Origin of the sequence: Streptomyces sp. B21-083, assembly GCF_036898825.1 — a bacterium.
Taxonomy (GTDB): Bacteria; Actinomycetota; Actinomycetes; order Streptomycetales; family Streptomycetaceae; genus Streptomyces.
Genome location: NZ_JARUND010000002.1, coordinates 204357 through 216495 on the forward strand (window position 1 = coordinate 204357; position 12139 = coordinate 216495).

Here is a 12139-nt window from a genome sequence, read left to right on the forward strand (position 1 = left end):
TCCTGAAGTCGCCGATCATGATGTTGCCGATCACGGTGACAAGACCGCGCGCGCCACGAAAACTCATCGGCGTGTCCGCGACCGGCCCGAAGGCGGTCACCGGCTACCCACCGCCTCGCCGGCCACGATCTGTGGACAGACAGCCGCTCCGACCCACCGGTGATACGTGTCCACGTCGACGTTGCTGCCGCACACGATGGTGACCACATGCCGGCCGGCGAAGCGCTCGCGGTCTTCGAGGATCGCCGCGACGCCGAGTGCGGCCGACGGTTCGACGACCAGGCCTGCGTGATCGAGAAGCATCCGCATACCGGCGATGATCGACGCCTCCTGAACCAGGACGGCATCGTCGGCGACCAGGAGGAGGTCGTCGAGGACGGCGGGGATGGGACGCCGCCCGGCGACGCCGTCAGCGATGGTGTCGGTCGAGTCTGTGGTCACGACACGCCGTCCGAGCCACGAGTGGGTCATCGCCGGTGCGCCCAGCGGCTGGACGCAGATCACCTCGATCTCGGGTGCCAGGGCCTTCATCACATGACCCACGCCGGTGGCCAGCGCCCCGCCGCCGAGAGCGATCAGGACGGCGTCGAACGACGGCTCGGACTCCACCAGTTCCAGGCCGATGGTCGCCGCACCCTCGCAGGTCTCGATGTCCAGGCTGTCTTCGACCAGCCGGATGCCGTCGTACCGCGCGATGGCCGCCGCCCGCTCGCGAGCCATCTCGTGATCGCCGTCCACCAGCTCCAGCGCGGCGCCCAACGCGCGGATGCGGTCAAGCTTGGCCACAGTCGCGACGCGGGACGCCACGACGGTCACGTCGAGCCCCCGGCCGCGCCCGGACCAGGCGAGGGCTTGGCCGAGGTTGCCCGCGCTGGCGCACACCGCGGCTCGTGCGCCTTCTTTGGCGAGCAGGCTCGCGACCAGCTCGGTGCCGCGGCCCTTGAAGCTACGGACCGGGTTCGCCGTTTCGAGCTTGATGCTCACCGTGCAGCCCAGGTCGGGCTCCAGGGCCTCACAGCGGTACAGCGGAGTGCTGAGAAAAACCGGATCGATCAGCCGACGAGCCGCCCTGATCCGAGCAGTGTCGAGGCGTGTCTCCCGCATGGCACAGCAGGGTAGCGCCACCACGCGCTTCCCTCGGGCGAACGCCCACCGATCTCGCTGTACGCGACTGTCGGTCGAGCTTGGCTGGCGCGGTGATGGAGGCGTTGATCGATTGGCTTGGATCAGGCCGTTCGCAGTTTGCGGCAATACGGGCAATCCCCGCTACGGTGCTTGCGTTGCTGTGCACGACTCCCATCGGGTCCTGCGGGCCACCGGCCGTGGCGTCGCCGGGATCTGGGATTTCTGGTCGAGCGTGGTCTCCGACGACGACTGAACGCTCGCGGCGGCGACCGTCCCGAACATCCTGGTGCTGCCCAGGTCGCGAGATGGACTGGGGCCGCATACCCGGCTCGTATCGCCTGTACCCCGGCCGAAGTCGACACACGCAAGCAGTCGGTGTCGGTTTGCCGACTGTGAGCGAGGGTGGGGCTGAATCGGTCGACGGCGGGGCAGTCGGAAAGGCAGATACCGTCAAGGAGGCGGGCCGCGCGTCACGTAAGGAGATCAGGGCATGGCAGGACCGGAACATACGGATACCCACGGGAAACGGCCCGTGGCGACGCCGACCGCCAGGCTCGTCGAGACGCTGGAAGCCATCGGGACCGGGGCCTACGTCGTGGACGAGCAGGGCCGGATCATCGCCGTCAACTCCCGCGCCGAGCAGTTTCTGGACCGGTCGGCCGGAGATCTTTTCGGCCATGACGCGCATGACCTGCTGCACCGGGACGCGCACGGCCAGCCCCTGCCCAGGACCCGGTGCCGTATGCGGCAGGCCTTCCATGCCCGGCGCACCGCTCAGGCCGAGGAGGACTTCCTCGCGCGCGGGGACGGCTCTCTGCTGCCCGTCTCGTGGCTCTTGACCTCCTTCGACCTCGGCGACCACGACCTCGGTGAGCACGAACACAGCACGCTCGTCATCTTCCATCCCCGGCACCCGCCGGCACCCTCGCTGCCGCAGCCGGAGGCCACCCTGCTGCCGGAGATCGAACGGCTCGCTCTGCTGGCCGCGACCACCACACAACTGACCTCCACTCTCGACGCCGAAGAGGCGCTACGGCGGCTGGTGACCCTGGTGGTACCCCGGTTGGCGGACTGGGCGATCATCGACCTGATCACCGAACGCGACGAGGTGTGGCGCACTGTCGTGGCCGAGGCGGACAATGACGGCGTGGTGCACCACGAGGAACTCCAGGGACCGATGCCACCGGTCCCCGAGGAGTCCCCGATGCCCCTGTCCAGGGCGTTGCGCGGGGTCGCGTCGACCCTGGCCGGCCCGCAGACCTACCAGGGGCCGCCGGATTCCGGTATCGCGGTCGAACAGCGCCGCCTGTTCGACGCCACCGGCATCCACTCGGCGGCCATCGCCCCCATCCGCAGCACCCGTGCCGTCCTCGGCGCGCTGACCCTGGGCCGCGCCAAGCAGCCGGGAGACTTCGCCACCGTCGACCTCCCCCTCATCGAGGACATCGCCCGCCGCGCGGGCCTGGCTCTGGACAACGCGCGTCTCTACCAGCGCCAGCGCAAGGTCGCCGAGACCATGCAGAACCACCTGCTCCCCCAGATGCCGCGCGTGCCGGGGCTGCAGATGACAGTGCGCTACCTGCCGGCGCCCGACGCGTCACAGGTCGGCGGCGACTGGTACGACGCCTTCTCCCTGGCCGACGGTGCCACCGCGCTGGCCATCGGCGACGTGGTCGGCCATGACCTGGAGGCGGCGGCCGGCATGGCACAGGTGCGCAACATGCTCCGCGCCTACGCCTGGGCCCTGCAGGAGCCCCCGAGCCGGATCGTCGAGCGCCTCGACGAGGCGGTCCTGCACATCACGGACGTCGCCATGGCCACCATGATCCTTGCCAGGGTCGAAGAGACCCACGACGGCCAGTGGAAGCTGACCTGGACCAACGCCGGCCATCCACCGCCGCTGCTGATCAGCCACGACGGGCTGGCCGACTACCTCAGCGACGGCCACGGCATTCTCCTGGGCACCGGATCCCAGAGGCCCCGCACCGACGCCACCGCCTTGCTGCCGCCCGGATCCACCCTCCTGCTGTACACCGACGGTCTGATCGAGGAACCCGGACACACTCTCGACGAGGGCCTGCACCGACTGCGCCGTCACGCCGCCGCCCTGGCCCACCGCCCTCTGTCATCCTTCACCGACCAGATGCTGAGCCGGGTCCGCCCCGTCGCCAACGACGACGACGTCGCCATCCTCGCCCTGCGGGTGCCCACCCGAACGTGACCGTCCGCCCGCTGGCGACCGCACCGGCCCTGATCCTCTGACTCCGGGGGCGGTCCGTCGGTCATGAACGCCCGCTACTGACTCGCAAATGCGCAAAGCCTCGACAACACTCGCCAACAGTCGCATCCGACTACGTAGTTGTGACCCAAGCCGAACCCGACATGAACTCCGTCGAACAACCAACTCCGCCCGCCCGTAGTATTTCTGTACCGAGGCAAGCCCTCACCAGGTGCGACTTGCTCATGGCTCGTTCAAGTGCCGCCGCATCACAGCTCAGCCCAGGCGCCTGCTCCGCGATTTGCTTCACCGCCTGCGGACGCCACCCGAGGAAAGGCCGGCAGCATGCCCGACAGCAAGACCCCCACCACCGAACTGACATCGCAATACATGGCACAGGTGGCCAACGACCTTGACCGCAATGCCAAGGAACAGGACCGCATCGGCGCGGAAATCGACGCCCTTCAGGAACAACTGCGCGCCCTGCAGCACGACAACACCGTGCTGACGAACATGCGAAACGCGCTCGGCGCCACGGGCACCGCCGCTCAGCGTGCCCCCAAGTCGGCGGGGACACCCGCGGTGGCCCGGCAGAAAGCCACCCCTCAGCACAGTGCGGCCAAGGGGACACAGGCGAAGAAGACGGCCACTGCTCAGGGCAGCGAGGCGGCCCGGAAGCCGGCCGCCAAGAAGACCGCGGCCGTAGCCAAGTCGGCGGCCACGAAGGCGGCCCAGCCCACCCTCGTCGAACTGATCCGCCGCCACCTCGCCGATCAGAACGAGCCCCGCTCCGCGGCGGAAATCGCCACCGCTCTCGGCGAGGCCCACCCCGACCGTGGCATCAAGACGACCGTCGTACGCACGACAGTCGAAGGGCTCGTCGCCAAGAGCCACGCCCAGCGCACCAAGCAGGGCCACTCCGTCTACTACACCACCACCGACACACAGAGCCCGACCCCGCCCGCGGCAACCCCGGCCGACGAGCAGCCCGAGGCGTAACTGATCACCGGGGAGCCGTTCCTGTGCGCACCGGGTGGCCTGGGTGAACCGGGTGGGCCGGCAGTGCGGTGACGTTCATCGGCGTGCGGCCGGGGCTTACGTCCGGCCAGTGGGCGTAGCCAGGGCTGGGACCGATGGGCGCCCGGTTGACACGGCCGGAGGCTGCGCGCCGATGAGTTTGGGCCGGGACGGCAGTCTGTTGTGGTGACCGTCGTAGGACGTCATACGACGTCGTCGGCACGAGACACCATGGAGGACCCCATGACGACCACGCCCCATGATCCGACCACCGCGCTGCCCGGCCGCCCACCCGTCGTCGACCTGGCCCATTGGCAGGCCGCCCGTGACGAGCTGCTGGTCCGCGAGAAGGCTCACACCCACGCGGGCGACGCCCTGGCGGCGGCCCGCCGACGGCTGCCGATGGTGGAACTCGACGGGACGGTCGAGATCGTCGGGCCCGACGGTCCGGTCCCGTTCCTGGATCTGTTCCAGGGCCGCGACGAGCTCGTGGTCTACAAGCACATGTGGTACGACGGAGCGCCGCACCAGGGGCAGTGCGAGGGCTGCACGACGACGGCCTGGCATCTGCAGGACGCCGCCTATCTCAACGCTCGCGGTGTCTCGTTCGCCGTCCTGACCACGGGACGGTGGGACGAGGTGGCCTCCTACACCGAGTTCATGGGTTACACCCAGCCCTGGTATTCGGTGCGCGACGTGGACGGGCCGGTCGGCGGCGACATGGGGTACCTCACCTTCTTTCTGCGCGACGGCGACCGCATGTTCCTCACCTACTCCACGACGGGCCGTGGCAACGAGGCGGTCAACGGGTCTCTCCGTCTGCTCGACATGACTCCCTACGGCCGCGGCGAGGCCTGGGAGGACAACCCTGAGGGCTGGCCCGAGGGACGCCAGGCGTGCTGGTCCTGGCGCTCGGACGCGGACGGGAACAGCGACCGGGGACCGACCAGCCGCCCCGTGCCGCAGTGGACCCGCCCGGGCGCGACCCCCGTGGAAACCCTCGGGCGACAGGGCCACCACCACTGACTGCCCTTCGTCCACAGTGTCGATCTTCCGTCGATATTCCCCGTCTCATCCGTCGGGAACAGGTGAGGCGGCGCCCGGGTGAACCGCGAAGGTGCGGCGGTCAGGTTCTGTGCTGTCGTTGGTCACCGCTTTGTCGGCGGAGTCGGTCGGTGTGACGGGCGATGTCGTCGACGCGCTCGGCGAGGTCGGGATGGCCGGACGTCAGATACACGTAGGTGAGCGCCAGGGGGCCGACGAGGGCGGCGGTGTCGTTGTCGGCGAGGGCGACGGTGAGTTCGGCGAGCGGAGTGCGCGCGTCGGCGGGGAGGTCTGTGAGCGCGGTGATCTGGCCTGCGAGCCGGCGTAGGTCGGCGGCATTGGCGCGGGCCCAGGTGGTCACGGTGCGGTCGGCGGCCCGGCGGTCGCGGGTGGCGCGTACCCGCTGTTCGCCCGTGGACCCCGGATTCCCGGGGCGTACCCGCAGGTAACGGCGTTCGGCGGCCTGCCGGCTGGAAACGCCGAGAGGGTGGGCGAGGTCGGCCCAGCTGGCGCCCGCCTCCCGGGCCTCTTCGATCAGGCCCGGCTCCCACTCGGCGAGCTGATCACGCACTTCGCGGAGCAGCAGGAGGGCGGCGAGTGCCTCCTCCGAGCCGGCCCGGCCGGGCTCGGAGTGTTCTCCGTCCCCCGTTGTCCGGGCCGCGCGAACGGCTTCGTGGATCGCGTCGAGCGCCGCGGCTGCGGCGAGGAAAGACGTGGGGGTGAGACCGGGCGCCCGAGCGGCGGGCTGATCGTCCGTGGTCACGGGGCCTCCAACACGCGGTGTCGTCGCATCAACGACGCTCTACTTGTCATCACTTCGATGACATGTTACAACGAATACGGGTGAACGCATTGGCAGCAACTGCCTGACCTGAACATTGGAGGTGTTCACAGTGTTGATGCGCACCGACCCGTTCCGTGAGCTCGATCGGCTCACCCAGCAACTCCTGAACACGACCGGCACCTGGTCGCGGCCGTCGGCGATGCCGATGGACGCCTACCGCGAGGGCGAGGAGTACGTGATCGCCCTCGACCTGCCCGGCGTCTCCAAGGACGCGATCGACATCGACGTCGAGCGCAACATGCTGACCGTGAAGGCCGAGCGGCGGCCCGTCGCCAAGGCGGACGACGTCCAGATGGAGCTCTCCGAGCGACCGCTGGGTGTCTTCTCCCGACAGCTCGTGCTGGCCGACACCCTGGATACGGAGCACATCAGGGCGGACTACGACGCAGGTGTGCTGACCCTGCGTATCCCGATCGCCGAGCGCGCCAAGCCCCGCAAGGTCGCCATCGGCGGCAGCGTCGCGCACAAGGAGATCCGCGGCTGATCCCCGCCACCCGGGAGACGGGGAGCCGGCCTTGCCTGGGGCCCGTTCCCCGTCCCCCGTCCTCCGCTCGCCGCCACACACGCCAGGGAGCAGCAATGGCCATGCGATGGAGCGCGTTTCTGGACCAGGTCAAGGAGCGCGGCGCGTACGACACCACAGAGGAGGCCGAGCGGGCGGCCCGCACCGTGCTGGCACTGCTGGGCGCTCACTTGGTGGGCGGGGTCCGGGCAGAACTGGCGGCGCGGCTGCCGGAGGAGTTGGCGCTGATCCTTCTCAATCCGCTCCAGGCGCACGAGCCCCTCTCCCCCGAGCGGTTCGTGCGGGCCACCGCGGCCTGGATCGAGGGAGCCACCGAACGGACCGCGGCCTGGGACGTGGGCGCTGTGTTCAGCGTGGCCGCGGACGCCGCGGGCGAAGAGGTCACCCGCCGTATCCTGCTCCAGCTCCCGGCGGGCTACGACCTGCTGTTCGGCCGTACCCAGCTCGCATAGCCCCGGGCAGCGACAACCCGTTTCTGATCGAGCGGAGTCGATGGCGGGGCACGCCCTCAGCCACCGACTCCCAGTCCCAGTCCCAGTCACGTCACTGTCACTGTCAATTCGAACGAGAAAGGCAACGGTGTCATCGTGATCTCCCAGCAGGAACTGTGCCGATTCACTGCGGCCATGACGTTCGAGCAGATGCTGGAAAGAGTGCGCTACGAAGGCGCGTACCCCACCCGTGCAGCGGCCGAGGAGTCCGTACGCGCCGTGCTGGGTGCCCTTGGACGCCAGCTCGCGGGCGACGAGCGCGCGGAACTCGCGGCGAGGATGCCGTACGAGGCCGCTGTCGCCCTGACCTCCGGGATTCCCGCCACCGACCCGCTCACCGGTTGGGGCTTCGTCAGGGACCTGGCGTCCCGCACGGGCCGCACGGCGGCTACCACCCGTTGGGACACCGGCACCGTCTTTCGCGTCGTGGGTCGGCTCGCCGGCGAGGAACTGCTCAGTCGTCTCCTCGCCCAACTCCCGTCCGGCTACGCCCTGCTGTTCGGCCGCGCCGAACTCACCCAGGCGGCCTGACGCGCTCGAAGGCGGGCCCGACATCACATGCCTCCCAGCCCTTCTCATGACCCCTAGGGGATGACCGCAGGCCGAAATGGGGGAACACCCCGATGGTGCGCGCGGCCGGCGGGCTGCAACATGAGTTGACATGACGGAGGAACAGTCGATCAAGCAACGAAGCAACCGGCGTCGCGGCCTGCGGGCCGCCGTCGCCTGCGCGGTCATCGTGATCAGCGCTCTGGGCGCCGTGCTACCCGCTGAAGCCGCTGCGGCACCTACGGAATCCGCGCCGGCCGTGAACGCCGCTCCATTGAGTCTGCCCGTCCCCACGGGCAGGTACGGGGTCGGCGAAGTGCCCCTGCATCTCGTGGACCACTCCAGGCCCGACCCCTGGCAGAGCGGTCGGCAAGACCGCGAGCTGATGATCAGCGTGTACTACCCCACGACGCGTGGGGAAGGCCACCGTGCCGCTCCCTACATGCTTCCCAAGGCGGCGGCGCACTTCGACTCGGTGACCGTCAACGACTACCTCGGGATGAACCTGCCGACGGGGCAGATCAACTGGGCGGCCACCGCCACCCACGTGGTGCAGGGCGCTCCGGCTACCCAAGTGGGCGGGAAGCGACCGGTGTTGGTCTATTCCCCGGGGCTCGGCGAGCCCCGGACCTGGGGCACCACCCTGGTCGCGGATCTTGCCAGCCGGGGCTATGTCGTAGTCACGATCGACAACACCTACGAATCCCCGGAAGTCCAGTTCCCCGACGGTTCTCTGGCCACCATGGTCACGCCTACGGACCCCGATGCCTTCATCAGGAAGTCCCTCGCCGTGCGGACCACCGACACCGGTTTCGTCCTGGACCAGTTGGGCCTGCTGAACGCCGGTCACCAACCCGACACGGACGGCCGGCGGCTGCCGAAGGGTCTCGCCGGAGCGCTCGACCTGTCCAAGGTCGGTATGTTCGGCCACTCGATGGGTGGCACGGCCACGGCCACGGTCATGGATGCTGACCCGCGAGTCAAAGCCGGCATCAACATGGACGGCAACCTGACCAACTTCGACGGCACCCTCATGCCAGTGGCGGAACACGGGCTCACACGGCCGTTCCTGTTCATGGGCAAGGACGGGACGACGGACACCGGCCCCGGCTGGCAGGCGTTCCGCGCCCACACCCCCGGCTGGACCCGCCAGCTGACCCTACGCGGCTCGGAACACGCGTCCTTCACGGACGCGGAGGCGCTGCTCCCGCAGCTGGGCCTGCCGCCGGCCACCCAGACGCAGAACATCGGGATCATCGATCCGGCCACGGCGATACGTACCAACGAGGCCTACATCTCCGCGTATTTCGACCACTGGTTGCGCGGGCGGTCGGACCGACTGCTGAACGGGCCGTCAGACCGGTACCCAGCAATGGAGTTCGTCGACTGATCACCCCGGCCGGGGCACTTGGCAAGGTGGGTCAGGTTGGTGTTGCTTCGGTGCCCGCCACGTCATCAGTCTCATCTGCCTCATCAGCGCGCCAGAGGCACCTGAAGGCTTCGAGTTCGGTTCGAGGGAAGGGCCTGCCCCACGTGTCCCGGTAGCCGCTCTCGTGCCCTTGGTCTCCGGCTCACCCGCGGTGAGCCGGGCCACCGCCGTCAGGAACTCCCCGGGCGCATCGCTGATGTAGGAGGCGGTAAGTAAGGCTTTCGCCTGGTGATCCTCGACCGTGCAGTCGGCCACCTATGTGCCACCTCGCCGACTACGTGAGCCGTCGGCACGGGGGAACGGCCCGGCTGGTGAGATTCCCGCCGTCCGCGCGGCCGCCCGATCACTCGTCGTTCACCCAGCGCATGAGCCGTTGGAGGGGGTAGAAGCCGTCGTGGACAGGCCCGGCGGCATGCCACCCGCTCCGCCGAGGGAGACGACTCGTTGCACTCCGGCGCAGGCGACGGCGCCGCGGAGTTCCGGTTTGCGGGTACCTGGGTAGACGCCGACCGTCTGGGTGGCGACCCCCGCGTGGAGGGCCGCTTCGGAAAGGGCGGCGACCGGGACGACGTTGACGATTTTTCCGTCAGGATGGGAGTCCACCGGCTCCGGTGAGCGGATGACCAGGCCCCGGCCGTCGCACCCGCCCCACACCCGGTAGTCGGGCGCCAGCGAGCGCAGTACGTCGATCTCCTCTCGGAGTTCCGCAGGGACCCGCGGGCCGTCTGCGGAGCTGAACTCCCGGGCGACGCCGAGGCGTTCGCACAGCAGCGCGGTGTACCCGTCGGCGTCCTCCTCCGAGCCCTCGACGAACTGGAAGCGGCTGGCCACGCACGCCTGCTGGTTGAAGAACGTGGCGTCGGCGGCTCCGGCGTCGGCCGCCAGGGCCAGCGACTCGGGCGACTCGAAGGCCTCTCGGCCGATCAGCGAGATGGACGTCCTGGGGTCGAAGGACACGAGTTCGAACCCCGGACCGACATATCGCAGCGCCCCGCGGATCGTGGACTCGCCGCCCCAGGCGACCAGCTTGTCGAAGAACTGGGGGCGTAACAGCCCGCTCTCCACCGTCTCGTCGCCGCCGCGCCAGTACGCGGCGGAGAACGAGCGCACCACGGGATGGCCGGGGGCGACGGCGGCCACCCCGTGGTGCGCAGGATCGCGGTCGCCTGAACAGGCCGTTCGAGGGCAGTCTGAGGAGGCGGTGCCACCGTGACGTACCGCGTGACGAAGTCCGGAGGTTCGGTGACCGGAACCGTCGGCTGACGGACAATCCCCGCCCCAGGTGCCGGACCCGGCGCATGGGGTCCTGGGTGGGGCTGTGCACTCACGGAACTGCGCCAGAAACATTGAGTCATACGGTCGCCGACCTTGCGTCCGACCGAACGTTCCCTGAAGAGAATCCCGTCGTTCGCACCACCGAGGAGCCTGGCCTAGACCACCTGGTCAAGTTTCGATCTCCCCTGCCCGAGGCGGCGACACAAGCGGGTTACCAGCGGTACGTTCCCGCTGCCCCCTCCACTTCACAGGAGTTCAGCTTCATGCGCCGTCTTCTCACCTGCCTCACGGCCGCGGCCGTCACCTGCGGCGGGTTCGTCGCGACCGCGTCCCCGGCAGCCGCCGCGGACCCGGTCTCCGGGACCTTCAGCACCCTCACCTACAACGTCGCCGGTCTGCCGTCGATCCTCTCCAGTGCGTCCACGCCGCGCGACACCAGCACCACGGCCATCGGCCAGCGCATCGCGCCGTACGACATCGTGCACGTCGAGGAGGACTTCAACTACCACGCCAACCTGTACGCCGGGGACACGGCGCACGCCTACCGCACACCCACCAGTGGCGGTGCCGCTATCGGCAGCGGGCTCAACACGCTGTCCAAACTCCCTTACGACGAGGACGACTTCGAGCGCGTCCACTGGAACTCCTGCCAGTGGGACTCCGGCGACTGCCTGACTCCCAAGGGGTTCACCTTCATGCGTGAGCGCCTCGCGGAGGGCGTTTACGTCGACTTCTACAACCTGCACACCAACGCGGGCACCAACGACGGCGACGAGGCCTCACGCGCCGACAATCTCAACCAGCTCACCGCCTTCATCAAGGCCCACTCCGCGGGCAACGCGGTCGTGGTCATGGGTGACACCAACACCCGCTACACGCGCGCCGCCGACACCATCGCCGAGTTCGGCGCCGCCAACGGGCTGACCGACGCGTGGGTCCAGCTGATCCGTGGCGGCACCCCGCCGATCAAGGGCAGCGACGCCCTCGTCTGCGATCAGACCGGTCCCACCGTGCCCAACACCTGCGAGGTCGTCGACAAGATCCTCTACCGCGGCAGCAAGCTGGTCTCGCTGAACGCCACGTCCTACAACAACGAACACGCCAAGTTCCTCACGGACGGCGGTCTCATGCTGTCCGACCACGACCCGGTCGCGGTCGGCTTCTCCTGGTCGCGCAACGCGGACTTCCAGCTCAGCGACCAGTCCGGCGGACCGCACGGCGACTACTACAACGACATCGACGCCGTACCGGCGGGCGCCCGCCCTGTCAGCCTCTCGCTGCGCAGTGGTTCCCGCGTCGACAGCGTCGGTCTGACCCTGGACAACGGCACGGTCCTGACCCACGGAGGCACCGGCGGCACGGCCTCGTCCCTGACTCTGGGCAGCGGGGAGTACGTCACCTCCGCCCAGCTGTGCCAGGGCTCGAAGGACGGCCACACCCGGATCTTCTACGCCAAGTTCACCACCAGCCTCGGCCGGAGCCTCTCCGGCGGAAGCACCACGTCCGACTGCGTGACGCGCACCGCGCCGTCGGGATGGCAGCTCGCCGGGTTCCACGGGCGCGCCGCCGACGAGATCGACAAGCTCGGCGTCATCTTCACGAAGCGCTGATCCACTCCCCCGCA

Annotated in this window: 11 protein-coding genes; 8 read left to right on the forward strand and 3 right to left on the reverse strand. The window is 69.1% G+C overall.

Annotation, left to right across the window (positions count from 1 at the left end):
- Positions 1-96: 96 nt before the first annotated feature.
- A complete protein-coding gene (locus QA861_RS24985; RefSeq protein ID WP_334590814.1) occupies positions 97-1104 on the reverse strand; it encodes a threonine ammonia-lyase in 1008 nt (335 codons plus the stop codon).
- Between the two features lie 511 nt (positions 1105-1615).
- On the opposite strand from QA861_RS24985, the gene QA861_RS24990 reads away from it, so the two are divergent.
- From QA861_RS24990 to QA861_RS25000, 3 genes are all read left to right on the forward strand, one after another.
- Positions 1616-3346, forward strand: coding sequence for a SpoIIE family protein phosphatase (locus tag QA861_RS24990; RefSeq protein ID WP_334590815.1), 1731 nt, complete (start codon positions 1616-1618; stop codon positions 3344-3346).
- A gap of 342 nt (positions 3347-3688) precedes the next feature.
- Positions 3689-4342 (forward strand): hypothetical protein, encoded by a 654-nt coding sequence (locus QA861_RS24995; protein WP_334590816.1) that lies wholly within the window; start codon positions 3689-3691, stop codon positions 4340-4342.
- Between the two features lie 261 nt (positions 4343-4603).
- Positions 4604-5386: a DUF899 domain-containing protein gene (locus tag QA861_RS25000; protein ID WP_334590817.1), complete on the forward strand. Its 783-nt coding sequence runs from the start codon at positions 4604-4606 to the stop codon at positions 5384-5386.
- Between the two features lie 100 nt (positions 5387-5486).
- Here QA861_RS25000 and QA861_RS25005 read toward each other — a convergent pair whose 3' ends face one another.
- A complete protein-coding gene (locus QA861_RS25005; protein WP_334590818.1) occupies positions 5487-6167 on the reverse strand; it encodes a type III effector protein in 681 nt (226 codons plus the stop codon).
- 130 nt (positions 6168-6297) lie between these two features.
- On the opposite strand from QA861_RS25005, the gene QA861_RS25010 reads away from it, so the two are divergent.
- From QA861_RS25010 to QA861_RS25025, 4 genes are all read left to right on the forward strand, one after another.
- Entirely contained in the window at positions 6298-6732 is a 435-nt protein-coding gene (locus QA861_RS25010) for an Hsp20/alpha crystallin family protein (protein WP_334590819.1), read from the forward strand.
- A 95-nt stretch (positions 6733-6827) separates the two neighbouring features.
- The gene (locus tag QA861_RS25015; protein ID WP_334590820.1) at positions 6828-7223 is read left to right on the forward strand and encodes a DUF2267 domain-containing protein; all 396 of its coding nucleotides are present in this window, start codon (positions 6828-6830) and stop codon (positions 7221-7223) included.
- A gap of 174 nt (positions 7224-7397) precedes the next feature.
- A complete protein-coding gene (locus QA861_RS25020; protein ID WP_334590821.1) occupies positions 7398-7793 on the forward strand; it encodes a DUF2267 domain-containing protein in 396 nt (131 codons plus the stop codon).
- A 130-nt stretch (positions 7794-7923) separates the two neighbouring features.
- Positions 7924-9201 (forward strand): alpha/beta hydrolase family protein, encoded by a 1278-nt coding sequence (locus QA861_RS25025; protein WP_334590822.1) that lies wholly within the window; start codon positions 7924-7926, stop codon positions 9199-9201.
- Positions 9202-9594: 393 nt separating this feature from the next.
- On the opposite strand, the gene QA861_RS25030 is transcribed toward QA861_RS25025, so the two are convergent.
- Positions 9595-10380, reverse strand: a complete 786-nt coding sequence (locus QA861_RS25030) for an acyl-CoA reductase (protein ID WP_334590823.1) — start codon at positions 10378-10380, stop codon at positions 9595-9597.
- 398 nt (positions 10381-10778) lie between these two features.
- On the opposite strand from QA861_RS25030, the gene QA861_RS25035 reads away from it, so the two are divergent.
- A complete protein-coding gene (locus QA861_RS25035) occupies positions 10779-12125 on the forward strand; it encodes a jacalin-like lectin (protein WP_334590824.1) in 1347 nt (448 codons plus the stop codon).
- Positions 12126-12139 lie beyond the last annotated feature (14 nt).